Raw genomic sequence first — 20,184 nt, 5'->3', positions numbered from 1 at the left:
ACACTGATTATTCAACTTATTAGCGGATATAGGAAGAGATATCCACTCTTATAAGAGTGATTTAATCGCTGCTTCTTACCACCAATAATATGCCTTCCTTGAATGAAAAAGTACCTTCTTCATACAGAAGTTCATTACTAATACATAGTGTGGACCCGAGCTTTATATTCCTGTTTTCGAGAGGATACTTGAATCCTTTCAGGGTAATCGCTTTCACCTCAGGTGTGAGGGGGATAAAAGAGATATATTTTTTATCCTCTTCCTTCACCAATGTATAGCTGCCGGGTTTAGCGGCAAAGATCTGGTTGGTTTTATCAATCATGCAGATTCTGGTGCCCGGTTCGTCCTGGATATGGCGGGCAAGGAGCTGGATGTTGCCCAGGTAATGGTCTGCTCTTCCTCCTGTTGCGCCAAACAACAGAATTTCATCGGGCTTTTTCCCCGCTGCCCACCCGAGCGCAATTTCAAGGTCGGTCTGGTCCTTTTCAGCGGGATACATGTTAAGGTGTACGAGCTTGCCGCGCATGAGGCTGAGTTCAGCTTCAGTCACAGAATCGAAGTCCCCAAATGCTTCTGAAGGGGCAATACCCATCGACAGCAGGTGGTGGACTCCCCTGTCGACTCCAGCCCAGGTTATGCCGCTTTCGTTTATTTTATTCAGATCAGGGACATATTGGATGGGTCCTCCAGCCAGAATATAAATTTTCAAAGATTTTCCCCCTATGAAAAAGAGGCTGATCATCAGCCTCTTTACAATATTATTAACCTTTCAGCACAGCAATAGCTTTGGCGCGGTCAGATTCATTATAAACAGCCGACCCAGCAACTAAGATGGTGGCACCATGGTCGATGCATAGGCGGGCTGTTTCCTTGTTTACGCCGCCGTCCACCTCGATATCAAGGGAGTGGCGGCCAAGATTGTCTGCCATTTCCCTGACCTGCTTAATTTTCTTGAGCACACGAGGTATGAAGGACTGTCCGCCAAACCCTGGGTTCACGCTCATGAGCAGTACCATATCAACGTCTTCGAGGACATGCTGTATCATTTCTACAGGCGTAGCAGGATTCAGGACCACCCCGGCTTTTACTCCAAGGGACTTAATGAAAGAAATAGTCCTGTCGAGGTGTATGCAGGCTTCTGCATGAACGGTAATATAGTCTGCACCGGCATTGGCAAAAGCCTCGATGTACCGGTCAGGATCCTCAATCATCAAGTGTACATCAAGCGGAAGCTTCGTGATCGGGCGTATGGCCTCCACTATCAGGGGGCCGATGGTGATGTTCGGAACAAAATGTCCATCCATCACATCCACATGGATCAGATCCGCCCCTCCCTGTTCTACATCCTTTATTTCTTCACCCAGCTTCGAAAAATCGGCTGATAGAATGGATGGCGCTATTTTCACCATAATATATTAATACCTCGGCTTTCGGTCTCTAATTTCCTGCAGGAATTCCAGATAGTGCTCATAACGGTAAGATGGCAGCACTCCGGATTCATAAGCCGCCTTAACGGCGCATTTGGGCTCCTTGTCATGCAGGCAGCCCCGAAACTTGCATTGCTCACTGATTTCCCTTATATCCGGAAAACAAAAGGAAAGTTCCTCCAGTTCCACATTGGTAAATTCAAGCGAGCTGAAACCCGGAGTATCTGCAACCAGGCCGCCGCTGATATGAATCAGTTCAACATGCCTTGTTGTATGCTTCCCCCGCCCTAAGTGCTGGGAAATGTGATTTGTTTTAAGATCAAGCTCCGGGCGCAGGGCATTCAGCAGTGTTGATTTCCCTACACCAGACTGTCCGGCCACCACGCTTGTTCTGTCTTGTATATATGGCCGGAGTTTTTCGACGCCTTCCTGCGTGACTGAAGAAGTCGCCACCACCGGGTAGCCGATAGCTGAATATTCCTTAATGTACGTATTGATGGCAGCAAGCGCATCCGAATCCAGGAGGTCCACCTTCGTAATGCAGATGACCGGGCTGATAAGATTCGCTTCAATCAACACCAGGAACCGGTCCAGGAGGACGGTGCTGAATCCGGGCTCCACAGCGGAGAAGACAAGGATTGCCTGGTCTACATTCGCAATGGGAGGACGGACCAATTCATTGAACCTTTTCTTGATTTCAAGAACATAGCCTTCTTTATCATTGTCGGCCTGATATACCACTTCATCACCAACCAAGGGTGTTATTTTATCTTTTCGAAATGTTCCTCTGCCCCGGCATTGTACGAGCTGCTCTCCATCAAGCACATAATAAAACCCGCTGAGAGCTTTGACTATTTTGCCAACTGGCATATTTTCCCTCCTTTTTGACAGCACATTATGTGCCATCCTCTGATTATGAGTCCTCTTCCGGATAAGGAATCGAATCCTCCTCGATTACACTATTATCCCGCATTATTCTATAAACTGCCTCTTTTCCAGGAGCTACTGTGAAAGTAAGCTTCTTTTTGAGGGTGTTGGTGATGGTGAATTCATCAAATGGTTCATTGATGCTGTTTGTAAGATCCCCAATAAAGATTTGGATGGCCTGTGGCTGCCCGGCAGCTGCAGGTGAATACTCAATGGTAATTTCTTTGCTTACTTCCTTTGGCGGCGGTTCTTTTTTACCTTTAGAAATAATCACTTTGACCTTATCGCCTTTTACTACCTGAGAATCAGGGGCAGGTTCCTGGGAGATCACCAATCCCTCCGGTACCTCATCACTGTATTCTTCCCCTGCAATTTCGATGTCTAATCCATTTATCGACCCATATTCCTCAAGATTTTGCTTATTGTACTGACTTAAATCCTTGAGTCCGATCTTAGGGGGACCTGAGCTGATCGTAAAATCCAATTCTGTCTCGGATGGCACAACCATGGTCCCTGGAGCAGGATCCTGGTCGAGGATCGTGCCGGGTTCACTCTCATCTGTCTGCGGGTTGACCTGAGGCTCCTTATAGCCCTGGCTTTCAAGAAGGGCCTTGATGTCATCGAAATTCCGGCCGGCATAGTCAGAGAGCTCGCTCTTTTTCTTGCCGCTGCTGATAATGATATCGATTTCCTTGCCTTCTTTTACACTTGTCCCGATTTCAGGACTGGTTTTGATAACCTGATTCTGTTCAATTTTATCATCGGACATTTCTGTTGTCGTTCCGACTTTAAAGCCTTTTTCGTACAGCATGCTCATTGCCACATCCAGCTTTTTCCCCTTGATGTCCGGAACCTTCATATCCTTCGGCTCCATCATTTGCGGAAGGACAGTAACGGCAAACACCCCAAGCAGGATCAAAACCAGAAAAGAGGAAATAAGGATCGCAGGCCATCTCTTTTTCTTCTTTTCTCCCTTAGCATGATTCTTACTCTTAATCTTCTTTTTTTCCTTCCCATGGCCCTCGGGAGCCTCAGCTGTATCTGCCGGCTCTATTTCTGTACCCCTGACAAGAGTTACACCAAGATCTTGTACGCTATGGTCTGCCATGATCACAGGGATTGCTTTTGTAGCGTCTTCATCTTCCGGCACATGAAAAGGGGTTTCATTTTTCCTGGCAGGGTCAAGGGCCGTCCTCAGGTCTTCGGCCATCTCCTCCGCTGAAGAATAACGATGATAGGAGTCTTTTGAGGAAGCTTTGAGCACACAGTTGGCGACGCTCTGCGGGATATCGGGCGACCATCTCTTAGGCGAAGGCATCTCGGACTGCAGGTGCTTCAATGCAATGGAAATGGCGGATTCTCCCGAAAAAGGAAGCCTCCCGGTCAACAGTTCAAACATAACGATTCCCAGTGAATAAATATCAGAGGTTTTATTCGCCATGCCTCCCCTCGCCTGTTCCGGGGATAGATAATGTACTGAACCCAGGACCGCGTTCGTCTGGGTGATGCTGGTCGAACTAAGGGCCATGGCGATTCCAAAGTCTGTAATCTTTACTGTTCCATGGCTGTCTATAAGAATATTCTGCGGCTTTATATCCCTGTGGATGATTCCGTATTGATGGGCATGGGCTATAGCTGAGGTAATCTGCTCCATGATGTTAATGGCCGTTTCTACAGGGATCGGAAAATGCTGCTGTATGTATTGTTTAAGGGTCAGCCCTTTCACATACTCCATGACAATATAATAGATGTCATCTTCCACACCCACATCATAAATGCTGACAATGTTTGGGTGGGCAAGGCTTGTTGCCGAATGGGCTTCACGGTTGAACCGTTTTATGAATTCGTCATCATTGGAAAAATCCATGCGCAGTATTTTCAATGCCACTTCACGTTCGAGGATCATATCCCGCGCCAGGTAGACATTGGCCATTCCACCGCCGCCGATCATTTCGATGATCTTGTAGCGGCCGCTAATTCTTTTTCCAATCAGCATCTAATTCACCCGCTTTCACTTTCATCTGTAAAATGCACAAGGACAAGGGTGATATTATCCTCGCCGCCGTTTTCAATGGCCAGTTTAACCATTTCCTCAGATTTGGCTTCAAGGTTTGTGCTTGATTGTATTATTTCCTGAAGGTGCTGCTCGCTCACTTTATTGGAAAGACCGTCTGAACAAAGCAGGAGTGTGTCATTTACCTGCATTCTCCGGACTGCTGTATCAATCTCTACATGTTTTTCAGTTCCAAGTGCTCTCAGCAATACATTTTTCCGCGGATGGTGTTCGGCTTCTTCCCTGGTAAGTTCACCGCACCTGACCAGTTCATTGACGAGTGTGTGGTCTTCGGTCAGATGGACGAGCCGGCCTTCAGTCGACATATAGCCGCGGCTGTCCCCCACATGGGCTATGGACGCGAACGATTCTGTGCAGACTGCTGCCACGATTGTGGTTCCCATCCCCTCACATTCTGGGTTTGCGAGTGAGTGTCTGTAAATCTGATCATTTACTTTTACAATATGGGTCCTGAGCCAGTCTTCAGCATCTTCAATATCTGAAAAATCGCCCGTTTCTCTCCAATATTCCTGCAAACTGTCGATGGCCATCCTGCTGGCGACATCCCCGGCTCTATGTCCTCCCATTCCATCTGCAATGGCAGCAAGAATAATTCCGCTTGAATTGGTGAAGACTCCGCCATTATCTTCATTAAGCTGGCGGAGTCTCCCACGGTCTGTTTTAAAAACCGCTTCCATCCTTTCACCTCGTCTCTTCTTTTCGCTCCTTGGCTCTAAGCTGTCCGCAGGCTGCGTCAATATCATGGCCCTGTTCTCTGCGGATGGTTACATTCACTCCAGCGTTCTTCAATGTTTTTTCAAACGCAAAGATCTGCTCGCGAGGTGTTCTTACATAATTGCGTTCAGGTACATAATTTACCGGAATTAAATTCACATGGCATTTCAGACCTTTAATCAGCCTGGCCAGCTCTTCTGCATGCTCCTCCTGATCATTCACGCCGCCGAATAATCCATATTCGAAACTGACACGCCTTCCAGTTTTATTGACATAATATTCAACAGCTTCGATCAGATCCGGAAGCTTGTATGCACGGTTGATCGGCATAAGGGAGCTTCTGATTTCATTGTTGGGCGCATGAAGGGAAATGGCAAAGTTGATCTGCATCTTTTCATCGGCAAATTTGTAAATCTTCGGGATGATTCCGCTCGTTGAAACCGTGATATGGCGGGCTCCGATATTCAATGCTTTTTCATGGTTGATGATTTTCAGGAATGAGAGCATTTCATCATAATTGTCGAAAGGCTCGCCGATCCCCATTATTACGACAGAACTCACTCGCTCATTTGTCTCATCCAGCGCCTTCTGTACTTTTACGACCTGAGCAACGATTTCTCCTGCTTCTAAATTCCTTTTTAATCCGCCCAGTGTAGAGGCACAGAACGTACATCCTATCCGGCAGCCTACCTGTGTGGTGACACAGATGGAGTTACCGTATTCATGCCTCATCAATACCGTTTCAATCGAGTAACCATCGTGAAGCTCAAACAAAAATTTAATGGTACCGTCACTCGAAGTCTGCTGGATCAGGGTATTAAGCGTCGTCAGCGAGAAACTCTCCTCCAGCTTTTCCCTTAATCCCTTGGATAGATTGGTCATTTCTTCAAACGCAGCTGCACGCTTGATATAGAGCCAGTCATAAATCTGCTCAGCCCTGAAGTCCTTTTCTCCATTTTCTGTCAGCCATTCTCTTATTTCATGAAGTTCAAGTGAATAGATGGATGGTTTTTGGTTCTCCTGCTGCTGTTTTTTCTTCAATGTATTTTCCAATTTACTTCACCTTCCTTTTAAAGCTTGCTATAAAGAATCCATCGCTTCCGAAATCCTGGGGCAGCACCTGGATCATATGGCCGCTGACAAGAGGCTGTGCCGGTAACGGCAGCCTTTCACGAAGACTCAGGTCTTCTTCATATTCAGGATGTTCCTCTAAAAATCGCTGTGCCACATTTTCATTTTCTTCCTTTTCCACCGTACAGGTACTGTACACAAGAGTACCCCCCTTTTGGACAAGCGGGGCAGCTGCATTCAGCAGTTCAAGCTGTATGCCTGCCAGAGAGGCAATATCTTTTTCGGTTTTTGTATATTTAATGTCCGGCTTCCTGCGCATCACACCGAGCCCGGAACATGGCGCATCTATCAGGATGCGGCTGAATTGGCCAAGTCCGAAAATTTCCTGTACCTTTTTGCTGTTATACACCCTGGTTTTAATGTTAGTCAATCCCAGCCGCTCTGCCTGCTCATTGATGAGCTTGACTTTATGCTCATGGAGATCGAGTGATACCACACGTCCCTTATCCGAGAGCCTCTCGGCTATATGGGTGGACTTTCCGCCGGGAGCCGCACAGGCATCAAGCACCTGCTCATCCCCTTCTGCACCGAGGGCATAACCCACAAGCATGGAACTTTCATCCTGTATCGTGAAAAAGCCTGCATTGAACGCCTCAGAATGGGTAAGATTCCCCCTGAGAGCCTTTATTCCATCTGGCGTGACCTGGCTTGCCTCCACCTCGAATCCTTCTTCGCGAAGAAGGCTCAATGCCTCATTCCTTGAAGCCTTCCGGATGTTGACCCTTGCTGTCTGAACAGGTGCAAGCAGATTCTCCATACACATTTCACGGGTTTTTTCATAGCCGAATTGTTCGACCCATCGTTCTACGATCCATATCGGGTGGCTCGTTTCAATCGAGATTCTTTCGGTTCTGTCTTTGATATCATCGAGCGGCAAAATCCCTTTCCGCTGTATATTCCTAAGAACTCCGTTCACCATTGAGGTATTGCCCTTATGCCCCCTTTTTTTTGCAATTTCCACCGCTTCAAACAGCACGGCATGATCAGGGATCTTGTCCAGGTAGACCATTTGATATAGCGACAGGCGCAGCAGATTCACGATCCAGCCCTGCGTTTTGTTGAATTTCACAAATGGACTTAAATAGTAATCGAGCGTCATTTTCCGCTGGATGGTGCCATATGTCAGCTCAGTCAGGAGCCCTGCATCGAGTCCTGAAAGCTTATGTTTTGTAATCATTTTGTTCAGGAGGAGATTGCTGTAGGACTGGTTCCTTTCAACCGAGTCCAGCACTTCAAGCGCAATCTGCCTTACTGATTTTTTATTAATTGTCATGTTCGTCTCCCAGCTTCATGCCTGGCTTCAGGCTTGCACCTGATCCGCGGAGGAAATCCCGGGCATTCATTCTCTTTTTCCCCGCAGGCTGCAATTCAGTTATCTTGATTCCAGTGCCGTTGCCTGTCCCAACCAAAATGCCGTCCTCTTCCAGACTGATGATCTCTCCTGCTGCGGCTTTTATGTCACTCTTTATCTTTTGGGAATTCCACAGTTTCCATACTTCGGATCCAAAAACCGTATAGGCGGCCGGCCAAGGATTCAGCCCCCGGATATGATTGAAGATTTCCTCGCCTGTTTTTGTCCAATTCACTTTTTCCTGCTCACGTTTGATATTGAAGGCAAATGTTGCCTTTGTTTCATCCTGCGGGACCGGCGTGATCTCACCCTTTAACAGCTTTGGCAGTGTGTCGGATAGCAGGTCGGCACCAGCCGCACTCAGCTTCTCAAACAGTGTGCCCACATTATCCTCTTCTTGAATCGCTATTTCCGTCTGGGCAAGGATGTCCCCGGCATCAAGCTTTTCAGCCATATACATGATGGTGATTCCTGTTTTTTCTTTGCCTTGGAGGATGGCGTAATGGATGGGAGCCCCGCCCCGCAGTTCAGGCAGCAGGGAAGCATGGACATTGATGCATCCATATCCCGGAGTATCCAATAGCCTTTTGGGCAGGATCTGGCCGTAGGCGGCCGTGACTATAAGATCCGGCTTTACGGATAGGACTTCATCCAATTCCTCATCATTGCGGATTTTTTCCGGCTGGAATACCTTGATGCCGTGCTTTTGTGCCTCGACCTTAACCGGAGTCGGAGTCAGGACCCTTTTTCTGCCGACTGGACGGTCAGGCTGTGTCACGACAGCGGCCACTTCATAACCGTCTTCGATGATCCTCCGTAATACAGGGACCGAGAAATCCGGGGTTCCCATAAATACAATCTTAGTCATGCTCCTCAACCCCTTCTAGTTCTTTTTCGGTCAAGTAACGGCTTACCTTGGAGGTAAACAGCACACCATCAAGGTGATCCATTTCATGCTGGATTGCCCTTGCAAGGAAATCATCTGCCTTTAATTCAAAGGGACGTCCTTTGCGGTCCTGGGCTTTAATTTCAATTTTATAAGGGCGCTCCACTTCCCCGAACAGTCCAGGAAAACTCAGGCATCCCTCCGGTCCTGACTGGTCTCCCTCAACATTTACAATCTCTGGGTTGATCAGTTCAATTCTCCCGTTTTCATCGCCAATATCCACAACGGCAATCCGCTGGGAAGATCCGATCTGGGGTGCGGCAAGGCCCACCCCATCCGCTTCAAGCATGGTTTCATACATATTATTTAAAAGTTTAGCCAGTTTTTTATCAAAAACTTCAACTTTTTCGCATTTTTGTTCTAAAATCCGGTTTGGATAAAGCACAATCGGTAATATTGCCAAGGTAATGAATTCCTCCTGACAGCCTACATTAACATGTACGGATTTAAATCAACCGCAATCTGCAGTCCATCCTGGCTGGTTTCTTTCTGATAATGATCTACAATTTTCTTCAGCATTTTTCTTAATTCCGGCTCACGCTTGTATTTTATCAAACATTGGTACCGATATCTATCGTTGACACGGCTTATCGGCGAAGCGACCGGCCCAAGGACCGCAGAATCTCCGCTCAAACCCGTGCTGAGAAATTTTGTTATCCGTTCCGTTACCGAAACGGCCTTCATCAAATCCTCATGAGAGACGGTCACCATGGCCAGATAATAATAAGGAGGATATTTGCTAAGCTTCCTCAGGCGCATTTCCTGCTCATAAAAAGCATCAAAATCCTGTTCGGCAGAAAGCTCAACACTATAGTGTTCAGGCGTATACGTCTGGATGATCACTTCCCCTGGCAGCTGATGCCTGCCAGCCCTGCCGCTGACCTGTGTCAAGAGCTGGAACGTTTTCTCGGAGGCACGGAAATCGGGCAGGTGGAGCATGGTATCAGCTGATAGAACTCCTACCAGAGTTATATTAGGGAAATCCAGTCCCTTGGCAATCATCTGGGTACCGAGCAGAATATCAGCCTGTCCTTCCTGAAAGGCACGAAGCAGCTTCTCATGGGACCCTTTCTTTCCTGTTGTATCCACATCCATCCGGATTACCCTTGCTTCAGGCAGGATCTTGCCAAGCTCGTCCTCAACCTTCTGTGTTCCCGTCCCAAAAAAACGGATATGATCACTCTGGCATTCAGGACAGTGGGAGGGCATCGGTGCTTCGAAGCCGCAGTAATGGCATTTCATCTGATGGTTATATCTATGATAAGTCAGCGAGATATCACAATGGGGACAATCCAGGACCTTGCCGCAGTCGCGGCACATCACAAATGAGGAATGGCCTCTCTTGTTAAGGAATAATACCGTTTGCTCCTTTTTGGCCACCCTGTCCTTCAATTTCTCAAACAGCTTGCTTGAAAACATGGACCTGTTTCCTCCGCGAAGTTCTTCTCTCATGTCCACGATCTCTACCTCAGGCAGGACAGCCTCGTTCATCCGATGCCGCAGCGTAAGGAGGGTGTATACTTTTTTTTGAGCCCGGGCGAAGGTTTCAAGCGAAGGCGTGGCACTGCCAAGTACCACAGGACAGCCGTGGCGCCTGCTTCTTCTGATGGCTACATCCCGGGCATGATATCTAGGATTTTCCTCCTGTTTGTAGCTCGATTCATGCTCTTCATCGATGATGATAATGCCAAGGTTTTCGAACGGAGCGAAAATGGCTGACCTCGCCCCCACGACAACTTTCACTTCTTTGCGCTGGATTTTCCGCCATTCATCATATTTTTCACCTGCTGATAGACCGCTGTGAAGGACCGCAACCTCATTTCCGAAGCGGCCTTTAAAACGCTGCACCATCTGGGGAGTCAGCGAAATCTCCGGGACAAGCATAATCGCTTCTTTTCCCTGGCTCACACTATTCGCGATAGCCTGCAGATAAACCTCAGTCTTCCCGCTTCCGGTGATTCCATATAGAAGGAATGTGCCGTCACTTTTCCTATCAATGGATTCATTAATTGGAGCCAGTGCTTCCCGCTGCTCCTTTGTCAGGACAAACGGGAGCGTCTCCGCAAAAGTCCGGTTGATAAATGGATCCCGGTATATTTCCCTTTCAAATTCCCTAAGGACCTTCTTATTTACCAGGCCCTTTACGGACTGTGCTGTCGTATCCGTCACTGCGATTAAGTCCTTGAGCGGAATATCCCCCGGCTTTTCAATGAAATGGGCGATAACCGCTTTTTGCTTTGCTGCGTTTGGCGGCAGATTTGCGCTAAACTGCTGCAATTCTTCCCGGCTGCAGGCGGATTCTATATATTTAATGCGCTTTTTGTTCAATTTATTTTTCACCTGATACACCACCTCAAGCCGGCCTTCATGAAGCTCGTGCTGAAGTTTGGCAGGTGATGTGCTGTCGAGAGCTTCTTTCCAGCTTATCCTTGTTTTTGCACTGAAAAGCTCCTGAACTTTTAGGGACATCCCTTCCCTCATAGCTTCATCTGCTAAAACAACGAACTTTTCATATTTGGCCTTGAGTGCAGCAGGAAGCATAGCCTGATATGCAGATATCCGGTAGCACAGAGTTTCTTCAGTCAGCCAGTCCCCAAGCTCGAGCAATTCTTCGTTCAGCACCGGCTGGAGGTCCATCGGTTCTTCGATGGACCTCAGCCTGCTGTGTTCGGACTCGGCTTTTACCTTTGAGACGAAACCCTGTATCTTTCTTGGGCCAAAGGGGACGATCACCCTCATTCCCGGTTTGATTACCCCCTCCCATTTCTCTGGTATAAGGTAATCGAATTCACGGTCCGTTTGCTTAGCCGGCACATCGACAATGACGGACGCTATTTTCATGGACATCATTCCTTTTTATTGAACAATTCTATCATTCTGTCTAATATATCGCCTGCAATGGCTGCCTTTGGCTTCTGTGGTATATGGACCGGTTCCCTGCCCATTGCATATATGGTGACAATATTGGTGTCGGTTCCAAATCCGGCACCTTCAGATGTTACATTGTTCGCAACGATCATGTCTGCATTTTTGCGTGTCAATTTACTCTGTGCATATTCTTCGACAGAGTCTGTCTCCGCTGCGAATCCAATTAACACCTTATTTCCTTTGCGGGCACCAAGCTCCATTAGAATATCGTTTGTACGTTCTAATTGAATCATTTCATCCCCAGGCTGTTTTTTCATTTTTTTCGTGCTGTAAATCTTTGGCCTGTAATCGGAAACAGCTGCCGTCATAATAACTGCATCTGCTTCTTCAAACTCTCCCATGACTGCCTCATACATTTCCTGGGCAGATTCAACAGCGACCAGCCTGATGAAAGTAGGGGGTTCTATGGACACCGGACCCGACACAAGCGTCACTTCTCCGCCGAGACGGGCAGCTTCTGCTGCAAGGGCATAGCCCATTTTGCCGGTAGAAAAGTTGGAAATGAAACGGACAGGATCAATTTTCTCACGCGTCGGTCCCGCAGTGACTAAAATACGCTTCCCGGTAAGCGGAAGGTGTGCTCTGCCCATAAAAAAGCCCTTTACCTTTTCTACGATGGTTTCCGGCTCCTCAAGCCTACCCCTGCCGACATAGCCGCAGGCGAGGTAGCCCTCCCCGGGTTCAATGTATTCATAGCCAAAGCTTTTCAGTATTTCCATATTCCGTTGAACTGCCGGATGGCCGTACATATGGACATTCATAGCCGGGGCAATCCAGACAGGAGCCGTGGAAGCAAGGATGGTGGTGGATATCATGTCATCTGCAATGCCATTGGCCATTTTGCCGATGATATTGGCTGTTGCAGGGGCGACAATGATCAGGTCAGCCCAGTCAGCGAGGTCAATATGGGCAATTTTGCCCGGGATTTTTTCATCGAAGGTATCTATAAAAACATCATTCCTGGAAAGAGCCTGAAACGTAAGGGGAGTGACAAATTTCATGGCTGATTCGCTCATGATGACCTTTACGGCCGCCCCCTCCTGTACCAGCTTGCTCGTAAGCGCCGCAGCCTTATAGACCGCTATCCCTCCTGAAACGCATAAAAGAATCTTTTTATTCGTCAGCATGTGTTTTCCTCCAGCATTTAAACTGTCTTCATTATGAAGGATAATGACGTTTTTTTCATCTTTTAAATCTGTGCGGTGAATTCTCCCGCTAAAAGAAAATAACCTGCAGAAGCAGGTTATTAAAGGTTGGAATCCTTGTGCTCGTTTTTATAGCTTAAAATGCCTGCATGGATTTCTTCCAGCGCTTTTCCGACATTTTTATGGGAAACCGGCTTTGGCAGCTTTGTGGTTTCGCTGCTTTCCTGAAGCTGTCTTGCCCGCTTCGCTGCTACAGAGACCAATGAATATTTGGAATCAATTTTATTTAATAATGAATCGATTGAAGGATATAGCATGTTCATTCACTCTCCAGCATAGTTTTGTATCTGCGTGAAACCCGCTCTCTGCGGCAGTGTTCCGCAACCACGATAGCATTGATCCTTTCGCAGGCATTCTCTACTTTATCATTTTCCACTACATAATCATATAAGTCCATCATTTCAATTTCAGCCTTGGCGGCATTCATCCTTCTGGTAATCAGTTCCTCAGATTCAGTCCCTCTTGTGGTGATCCTGTTCTGAAGCTCAGTGAGGCTTGGAGGCGCCAGGAAAATGAATAGACCGTCAGGAAACTTTTCCCGCACCTGTCTTGCACCCTGCACTTCGATTTCAAGGAAAACATCCTTGCCGTCCTCCAGGGTCTGCCTGACATAATCCACCGGTGTCCCATAATAATTGCCGACAAATTCAGCATATTCCAGGAGCTTCCCCTGCTCAATCAATTCCTCGAACTCATCCCTTGATTTAAAAAAGTAATCGACTCCGTCTATTTCGCCTTCGCGCGGCTTTCTCGTTGTCATGGATATGGAATATTCAAAAGCAGTATCCGGCCTGCAGAAGATTTCTTTCCTTACAGTCCCCTTGCCTACTCCCGATGGTCCCGATAAAACAATTAGCAAACCCTTTTCTCTCAATTTAAGTACCTACCCTTCATCTACATTATCATCTCGGTCGTGCAACCTGGCAGCAACAGTTTCCGGCTGGACAGCTGACAGGATTACATGATCGGAATCGGTTATGATCACGGCTCTTGTCCTCCTGCCATATGTTGCATCTATTAAAGAACCCTTGTCACGCGATTCCTGGATTATCCGTTTGATCGGAGCAGATTCAGGGCTTACGATTGAAACAATCTTATTCGCGGAAACAATATTTCCAAACCCAATGTTTATCAGCTTGATAGACACCAGCGCTCCCCCATTCTATTTTGACCGTTCATCTATCTATATAAACTTACTATTCGATATTTTGAACTTGTTCCTTAATTTTTTCAAGAAGGCTTTTTATCTCGACAATAACAGCGCCCGCCTGGGAATTATTAGCCTTCGAACCTATTGTATTGGCCTCCCGGTTCATCTCCTGGACAAGGAAATCGAGCTTTCTCCCTATCGGCTCTGATTGAGATAAAGTGTTTTCAAACTGTGCGGCATGGCTTTTCAGGCGGATGAGCTCTTCATTGATATCAGCCTTTTCAGCAAAAATAGCGGTCTCTGTAATCAAGCGGGATTCATCCACAAGACCGCCGGTATATTCAGCTATTCTATCATAAAGGCGTTTCCGGTAGTTCTCAAGAACAGCAGGAGCCATTAATTCAATCTTCTCAACAGCAGCAGAAATCTGGTGAAGATTCAAGAGCATATCCCGGCCAAGTTCAGCGCCTTCCTGCTGCCTCATCTGAAGCAGGCTTGAAGCCGCCTCCCTGACGGCGGAAAGAACCTTTTCCTGCAATTCTTCACCAGACTCCTCCTCCTCGACCACCCTGAAGATATGATCCAGTTTCAGCAGGTCGCCGGGAGCGGCCTCTGTGCCGAGGTTATACTTTTCCTTCACCAGGCTCATCGCCTGGACAAATTCATCGAGAAGCTTCCAGTCGACCTCAAGGCGCCGTTCCGCTGAACGGCCTCCTTCTATGGTAATGTACACTTCTATTCTCCCGCGTTTTATGTATTCGCTTATCTGCTTCTTGATCTTGTCTTCAAGAAAAAGGAACTGCCGCGGCATCCTGATCTGAAATTCAGCAAAACGGTGGTTGACCGTCTTTATTTCCGCAAGGATCGCGATACCTTCCCCGCCGCCAGTCCCTCTGCCGTAACCAGTCATGCTTATGACCAAAGAAATTCACCCCGCTGCATGCTGAATTTGTTATCTATGTTTAAACATCAAAAAAGTAAAATTATGTATCCCATAATAAATAAAAAGGTAATAGAGCCGTCTCTACTACCCAAGAATTATATCATACATCATTTTGTTTTTCTTGCTAAAAATGTACCCGCTAGTAAAAAAGTTGGAATTGCAGCCATCCCCACAATCAACAGCCACTCATTCATCCGGATTGGCACAGTATGGAAAATTGGCTGCAGCGGCTTATAGTAAATCACCACAAGCATGAGGAGCAGAGAAGAAATCACTGAAGCAACCAGATACCAGTTGCCGAACGGATTCCTGGCGAATATTGACTTTTCGCTCCTGCAGTCAAACACATGAATAAGCTGGGCGAGAACAAGGGTAGCAAAAGCGACCGTCTGCGCATACACCAGATTTCCAGGGTCAGCCTTGTACACAACCATAAAGGCCGCAAGTGTGACGGATCCTATTAAAAATCCCCTCGAAACGATTTTCCAGCCAAGTCCCCTTGAAAATACCCCTTCACTCGGGAGTCTTGGTTTTCTTTGCATAACATTTTCTTCCGGCTGATCAAGTCCAAGTGCCATTGCAGGCAGTCCATCCGTAACCAGGTTCACCCATAGGATCTGCACCGGAATCAGCGGCAGTGGAAGCCCAAGGAGCATGGCAAAGAACATGACAAGAATCTCCCCTACATTTGAAGCAAGCAGATAGCGGATGAATTTCCTGATGTTTTCGTAGATATTGCGCCCTTCCTTGATAGCGGACTTTATGGTGGCAAAATTATCATCAAGGAGCACAAGCGCCGACGCTTCTTTCGCCACATCTGTCCCGGTAATTCCCATCGATATCCCGATATCTGCAGACTTGATAGCAGGTGCATCATTGACACCATCCCCTGTCATGGCCACTACATGCCCCTTTTTCTGAAGCGCCTTGACAATTTTCAGCTTATGTTCAGGAGAAACCCTGGCATAAACCGATACATTATCCACCACAGCCTCCAGATCTTCCACATCCATGGCAGACAGAGCATTTCCATCAAGGACCAGGTCGCCGGCTGAGCGTATGCCGAGCTGAGATGCGATGGCCTTAGCGGTCATCACATGATCACCCGTAATCATGACGGTCTTTATCCCCGCCTCCCTGCACTCCCTGACTGCTTCTTTCACTTCTGGCCGCGGCGGGTCCATCATCCCCTGAAGGCCGATCATGACCAAATCCTTTTCTGCCTCTGATTCTTCCAAAATGATCGAATTGGAAGACAGCTGCCTAAATCCGATCGCAATGGTCCTAAGCGCCTGTCCTGCAAGCCCCTCGACCGCTTCCTTGACTTTCCCGCTGAACTCCCCTGTAAGGCGGTGCTGCTTCTCAGACCAGAGAATGGATTCGCATTTACTGATGAGAACATCCGGGGCACCCTTCGCCACAACAAAGGTTCTTCCATTCTCATCCTTTACGATCATGCTCATCATCTTTCTTGAAGAATCGAAAGGAAATTCCTTAACTATAGTAAATTGTGCTTTAAGCTTTTCACGGGTGTAGCCTGCTTTCATGGCTGCCACAAGCAGCGCCCCTTCAGTCGGGTCCCCATCCAGGATATACCCTGCATCTCCCTGTTTGATTTCCGCGTGATTGCAGATCATCCCAAATGACAGCAGCTGCTGGATCGATTTTTCCTTGGATACATCCTCCTCCAGGTCCCCGCTCATAAACTGTCCCTTCGGCTCATACCCTGTTCCCGTTACTGTCCAGGTCCTGCCGCCCGTCCAAAGATGGGTAACGGTCATTTTATTCTGGGTCATGGTCCCTGTCTTATCCGAGCAGATGACCGATGCACAGCCAAGAGTTTCAACGGCAGGCAGTTTCCTGACGATTGCCCGCTGCTTGATCATACGCTGAACCCCAAGCGACAGGGCCACGGTGACAATAGCGGGAAGACCTTCGGGAATGGCAGCCACCGCGAGGGACACGCCTGCCAGAAACATAGTGTACATTTCCTGTCCCTGGATAACTCCAATCACCACCACAAGCAGTGTCAGCAGCAGGGCAGAAATAATTAAAATCCGGCCAAGCTGTTCAAGCCTCCGCTGAAGCGGGGTTTCCATCGTTTCGGCCGATTGCAGCAAGTCTGCGATTTTTCCCATCGCTGTATCCATCCCAATCGCGATAATGGCTCCAGTTCCGCTCCCCCTTGTCACCATCGTCCCCATGAAGGCAAAATTCTCCTGATCGCCTATCTGGTCAGAAGCCTGTTGGATAGGGTCACATCTTTTGGCCGCAGGAACAGATTCCCCTGTCAGGGCTGACTCCTCAATTTCCAGGCCGGCCGCTTCAAGAATGCGGAGATCGGCACCAATGCGGTCACCGCTTGAAAACTTGATGATATCCCCGACAACAAGCTCCCTGGAGGGAACCTTGCGCCACTCCCCTTCCCGCTTGACCACTACCTGGGGAGCAGCGAGGCTTTTTAATGCCTGAAGCGACTTCTCCGCCCTTCTCTCCTGGTAAAAGCCGAGAATCCCATTCACGATTACAATAGCGATGATGGCAATGGCATCTATATACTCTCCCAGAAGCCCGGAAATCAGGGTGGCGGCAAGCAGAACAAGCACCATAAAATCCTTGAACTGAGCAAAAAACAGTAAAAGGGCCGACTGCTTCTCTCCCTCCTGAAGCTCATTGAACCCCTTTTTCCTCTGCCGCTCCAAAGCCTCATTATCCGTCAGCCCATGCTCCAAACTTGTCCGAAGAGCAGCTTCAACCTCTTCTTTATCCATCTCCCGGAACTTCATCCAGCATCTCACTTCCCTCTCATACTTGTCCTCTCTTCCTCATGCATATTCAATTCAGATTGAATACATGACTATAAAAGCAGAGTATGGTGATCGGATGGGTTGTGGGGGTGCATTTTAACTTTGCCTGAGTATAATGCGCGAGTTGTTTATATTCTCGGGGGTGGAGTATCCGGTTCCGCAAGTATTTTTCATTTCCCGCAAGTAATGCACCCCCTTCCGCAAGTAAAACAAAAATAAAAAGCGGATCGAGCAGCCATAAGTCGGCTCTTCCACTTCAAACACGGCCGCATCCCTGCATAATGGCAATATTTTATATGCTTTTGAGACAAAAACGGCTGGAACTTCCCATCCGCGCTGACAATGCGAATTTGCTATAAATAAAAGATTAGCTTTCAAACCTTTGTAAACCAAATCAAAATTATGTTGAAAATCCAGACCCAAAACAAGCTTTCCTCCCCATTTTTAGGTTAAAATATAATTTTAGAGGAATTTATCCGGAACATCGACCGTGAACGGATATTAATAGATATTATGTTTTTAAAGTAGAGGGTGTTTACAAATGTCTTTCGATGGATTATTTACTAAAGCAATCAGCGAGGAAATTGTGTCGCAGGTTAAAGGCGGCCGGATTAATAAAATCCATCAGCCTTCAAGGAATGAAATTATCATGATTGTCAGGGCAGGCGGGAAGAACCATAAAATCCTGTTATCCGCCCATCCAAGCTATGCCAGGGTTCAGCTGACTGGCGAGAGCTATGAGAACCCATCTGAGCCGCCTATGTTCTGCATGCTCTTGCGAAAGCATCTGGAAGGCTTCATCCTGGAAGACCTTTACCAGGTGGGAACCGACCGGATCCTGGTGTTTGAGGTGAAGGGGAGAAATGAAATCGGTGATATTTCACAAAAGAAATTGATTGTGGAAATCATGGGCCGGCACAGCAATATTATTTTAGTCGATAAGGACCGGAATATGATACTCGACAGCATCAAGCATGTCGGGATGGCAGTAAACAGCTATCGGACTATCCTGCCGGGCAGCGACTATATCGCACCGCCGGAACAGGATAAAATGAATCCTTTGGCCGCGTCTGCTGAGGATGTCCTGAAAAGGATTAATTTCAATGAAGGAAAACTGGACAAGCAGCTTCTGCAGGCATTCAGCGGCATCTCGCCTCTTTTTGCCAGGGAGGCGGTCTTTAGGGCAGGGCTGGCAAACCGCACCACTTTGCCAAAGGCATTCACAGATCTTGCGGCCAGGGTGAAAAACCGGCAGTATGAGCCGGTCTTTATCACCTCAGAGGGAAAGGAACTCTTTTACTTCCTGCCGCTTGAACATATCAAAGGAAGCCGCCAGACCTTCGGAAGCCTGTCTGACCTTCTCGACCGCTTCTATTTCAGCAAGGCTGAACGGGACCAGGTCAGGCAGCAGGCCCACGACCTGGAACGCTTTATAGCAAATGAGAAAAAGAAAAATGAAAAAAAGATCACCAAGCTTGAAGCTTCCCTGACCGACAGTGAAAAGGCGAAGGAATTCCAGCTGTACGGGGAATTGTTAACCGCGAATCTCTATGCGATGGAAAAAGGCATGAAGGAGATTGAAGTGATCAATTATTATGATGAAGAAGGCGCTGCAGTCACAATTGAACTGGATCCGCAGAAAACTCCTTCTGAAAATGCCCAGAAATATTATTCAAAATATCAGAAGGCAAGAAATTCCGTCGCCTTTATTATAGAGCAGATTGATATTGCTCAGAATGAAATCTCTTATTTTGACAGCCTGCTTCAGCAGCTGGATTTTGCCTCACCTAAAGATATTGCAGAGATCCGGGAGGAACTGCAGGAAGGCGGCTATTTGAAGGCCCGTGTAAAAAAGGGGTCGAAGAACAAGGCCAATCAAAAGCCGCAGCTTGAAAGATATCTGTCGTCCGATGGAGATGAGATATTTGTCGGCAAAAACAATAAGCAGAACGATTATTTAACAAATAAGTTCTCCCGCCGGGATGATATCTGGCTGCATACCAAGGATATTCCAGGGTCGCATGTGGTAATCAGAAACACCTCACCATCGGAACAGACGCTCCTTGAGGCTGCTTCCCTTGCCGCCTATTTCAGCAAAGCCAAGGCATCAGGCTCTGTCCCGGTTGATTATACGGCAGTCCGCCATGTAAAAAAACCAAACGGCTCCAAGCCCGGTTTTGTCATCTACGATAATCAGCAGACTCTCTTTGTCACCCCTGATGCCGATAAAGTCATTGCCCTGAGGGAACAATCCCGCTGACAGCACTAAATTCAATAAGCAGACCCGTCAAAACAATCCGGGTCTGCTTTTTTAACAGTAAATTTCGATGTCTACCCGCCCCATGTGCTTCAAATTGGGATTTCTTCTTAGCATATACATCTCAATACTCCAAATACGGCCTGATAAATCCCAGAATCCCTCGCAGATAAACCTTCTTTTTGCCCTTGATTTTTTTATTGTATAAGGAACACTTTGGTTCCTCACCAATCAATTCAACCTGCCCCTAGTACATTTTTTGATCAATTAGATACATACGAACCCCGTAGTTGGAATCAGATGGTTATTCTTTAAATAACAAGG

The 20,184-nt window shown here is 47.4% G+C and carries 18 protein-coding genes; 1 reads left to right on the top strand and 17 read right to left on the bottom strand.

Annotated elements, in window-relative coordinates; translation table 11 throughout:
- Positions 1-61: 61 nt before the first annotated feature.
- The 17 genes from V1501_RS07130 to V1501_RS07050 form a co-directional block, all read right to left on the bottom strand.
- Entirely contained in the window at positions 62-742 is a 681-nt protein-coding gene (locus V1501_RS07130) for a thiamine diphosphokinase (RefSeq protein ID WP_409292191.1), read from the bottom strand.
- Positions 743-761: 19 nt separating this feature from the next.
- On the bottom strand, positions 762-1,409 hold the full coding sequence (gene rpe / locus V1501_RS07125) for a ribulose-phosphate 3-epimerase (protein WP_409292189.1): 648 nt from the start codon (positions 1,407-1,409) through the stop codon (positions 762-764).
- A gap of 6 nt (positions 1,410-1,415) precedes the next feature.
- Positions 1,416-2,297 (bottom strand): ribosome small subunit-dependent GTPase A, encoded by an 882-nt coding sequence (gene rsgA, locus V1501_RS07120; RefSeq protein WP_409292187.1) that lies wholly within the window; start codon positions 2,295-2,297, stop codon positions 1,416-1,418.
- A 43-nt stretch (positions 2,298-2,340) separates the two neighbouring features.
- Entirely contained in the window at positions 2,341-4,350 is a 2,010-nt protein-coding gene (gene pknB, locus V1501_RS07115) for a Stk1 family PASTA domain-containing Ser/Thr kinase (RefSeq protein ID WP_409292185.1), read from the bottom strand.
- A gap of 5 nt (positions 4,351-4,355) precedes the next feature.
- Positions 4,356-5,105 carry a Stp1/IreP family PP2C-type Ser/Thr phosphatase gene (locus V1501_RS07110; protein ID WP_409292184.1) on the bottom strand — a complete coding sequence of 250 codons (750 nt, stop codon included), beginning with the start codon at positions 5,103-5,105 and terminating at the stop codon, positions 4,356-4,358.
- A 4-nt stretch (positions 5,106-5,109) separates the two neighbouring features.
- Positions 5,110-6,195, bottom strand: a complete 1,086-nt coding sequence (gene rlmN / locus V1501_RS07105) for a 23S rRNA (adenine(2503)-C(2))-methyltransferase RlmN (protein ID WP_409292183.1) — start codon at positions 6,193-6,195, stop codon at positions 5,110-5,112.
- 1 nt (position 6,196) lies between these two features.
- Entirely contained in the window at positions 6,197-7,546 is a 1,350-nt protein-coding gene (gene rsmB / locus V1501_RS07100; RefSeq protein ID WP_409292181.1) for a 16S rRNA (cytosine(967)-C(5))-methyltransferase RsmB, read from the bottom strand.
- A complete protein-coding gene (fmt, locus tag V1501_RS07095) occupies positions 7,536-8,492 on the bottom strand; it encodes a methionyl-tRNA formyltransferase (protein WP_409292179.1) in 957 nt (318 codons plus the stop codon). The genes rsmB and fmt overlap by 11 nt, the downstream gene beginning before the upstream one ends.
- A complete protein-coding gene (gene def / locus V1501_RS07090; protein ID WP_409292178.1) occupies positions 8,485-8,973 on the bottom strand; it encodes a peptide deformylase in 489 nt (162 codons plus the stop codon). The genes fmt and def overlap by 8 nt, the downstream gene beginning before the upstream one ends.
- A gap of 23 nt (positions 8,974-8,996) precedes the next feature.
- Complete coding sequence (gene priA, locus V1501_RS07085) at positions 8,997-11,411, bottom strand: primosomal protein N' (protein ID WP_409292176.1); 2,415 nt, start codon at positions 11,409-11,411, stop codon at positions 8,997-8,999.
- Positions 11,412-11,416: 5 nt separating this feature from the next.
- Positions 11,417-12,625 carry a bifunctional phosphopantothenoylcysteine decarboxylase/phosphopantothenate--cysteine ligase CoaBC gene (gene coaBC, locus V1501_RS07080; protein WP_409292174.1) on the bottom strand — a complete coding sequence of 403 codons (1,209 nt, stop codon included), beginning with the start codon at positions 12,623-12,625 and terminating at the stop codon, positions 11,417-11,419.
- Positions 12,626-12,744: 119 nt separating this feature from the next.
- Complete coding sequence (rpoZ, locus tag V1501_RS07075; RefSeq protein WP_409292173.1) at positions 12,745-12,960, bottom strand: DNA-directed RNA polymerase subunit omega; 216 nt, start codon at positions 12,958-12,960, stop codon at positions 12,745-12,747.
- Positions 12,961-12,962: 2 nt separating this feature from the next.
- Entirely contained in the window at positions 12,963-13,577 is a 615-nt protein-coding gene (gene gmk / locus V1501_RS07070; RefSeq protein WP_409292171.1) for a guanylate kinase, read from the bottom strand.
- Between the two features lie 9 nt (positions 13,578-13,586).
- Positions 13,587-13,850 carry an extracellular matrix/biofilm regulator RemA gene (gene remA / locus V1501_RS07065; protein WP_409292169.1) on the bottom strand — a complete coding sequence of 88 codons (264 nt, stop codon included), beginning with the start codon at positions 13,848-13,850 and terminating at the stop codon, positions 13,587-13,589.
- A gap of 49 nt (positions 13,851-13,899) precedes the next feature.
- Positions 13,900-14,775 (bottom strand): YicC/YloC family endoribonuclease, encoded by an 876-nt coding sequence (locus V1501_RS07060; RefSeq protein ID WP_409292167.1) that lies wholly within the window; start codon positions 14,773-14,775, stop codon positions 13,900-13,902.
- A 128-nt stretch (positions 14,776-14,903) separates the two neighbouring features.
- Positions 14,904-17,582: a cation-translocating P-type ATPase gene (locus V1501_RS07055; RefSeq protein WP_409292166.1), complete on the bottom strand. Its 2,679-nt coding sequence runs from the start codon at positions 17,580-17,582 to the stop codon at positions 14,904-14,906.
- 117 nt (positions 17,583-17,699) lie between these two features.
- Complete coding sequence (locus V1501_RS07050) at positions 17,700-18,026, bottom strand: hypothetical protein (protein WP_409292165.1); 327 nt, start codon at positions 18,024-18,026, stop codon at positions 17,700-17,702.
- 118 nt (positions 18,027-18,144) lie between these two features.
- On the opposite strand from V1501_RS07050, the gene V1501_RS07045 reads away from it, so the two are divergent.
- Positions 18,145-19,863, top strand: coding sequence for an NFACT family protein (locus V1501_RS07045; RefSeq protein WP_409292164.1), 1,719 nt, complete (start codon positions 18,145-18,147; stop codon positions 19,861-19,863).
- The last annotated feature ends 321 nt before the right edge of the window (positions 19,864-20,184 follow it).

The sequence above is a fragment of the Paraperibacillus esterisolvens genome, from assembly GCF_046237625.1.
Classification (GTDB): Bacteria; Bacillota; Bacilli; order Bacillales; family DSM-1321; genus Paraperibacillus; species Paraperibacillus esterisolvens.
This window is presented reverse-complemented; position numbering and strand designations above follow the sequence as displayed.

Coding starts and splice junctions, on each gene's coding strand:
- V1501_RS07130 (WP_409292191.1), bottom strand. CDS start 742: ATGATCAGCCTCTTTTTCATAGGGGGAAAATCTTTGAAAATTTATATT.
- rpe (WP_409292189.1), bottom strand. CDS start 1,409: ATGGTGAAAATAGCGCCATCCATTCTATCAGCCGATTTTTCGAAGCTG.
- rsgA (WP_409292187.1), bottom strand. CDS start 2,297: ATGCCAGTTGGCAAAATAGTCAAAGCTCTCAGCGGGTTTTATTATGTG.
- pknB (WP_409292185.1), bottom strand. CDS start 4,350: ATGCTGATTGGAAAAAGAATTAGCGGCCGCTACAAGATCATCGAAATG.
- V1501_RS07110 (WP_409292184.1), bottom strand. CDS start 5,105: ATGGAAGCGGTTTTTAAAACAGACCGTGGGAGACTCCGCCAGCTTAAT.
- rsmB (WP_409292181.1), bottom strand. CDS start 7,546: ATGACAATTAATAAAAAATCAGTAAGGCAGATTGCGCTTGAAGTGCTG.
- fmt (WP_409292179.1), bottom strand. CDS start 8,492: ATGACTAAGATTGTATTTATGGGAACCCCGGATTTCTCGGTCCCTGTA.
- priA (WP_409292176.1), bottom strand. CDS start 11,411: ATGAAAATAGCGTCCGTCATTGTCGATGTGCCGGCTAAGCAAACGGAC.
- coaBC (WP_409292174.1), bottom strand. CDS start 12,625: ATGCTGACGAATAAAAAGATTCTTTTATGCGTTTCAGGAGGGATAGCG.
- rpoZ (WP_409292173.1), bottom strand. CDS start 12,960: ATGCTATATCCTTCAATCGATTCATTATTAAATAAAATTGATTCCAAA.
- V1501_RS07055 (WP_409292166.1), bottom strand. CDS start 17,582: ATGAAGTTCCGGGAGATGGATAAAGAAGAGGTTGAAGCTGCTCTTCGG.
- V1501_RS07045 (WP_409292164.1), top strand. CDS start 18,145: ATGTCTTTCGATGGATTATTTACTAAAGCAATCAGCGAGGAAATTGTG.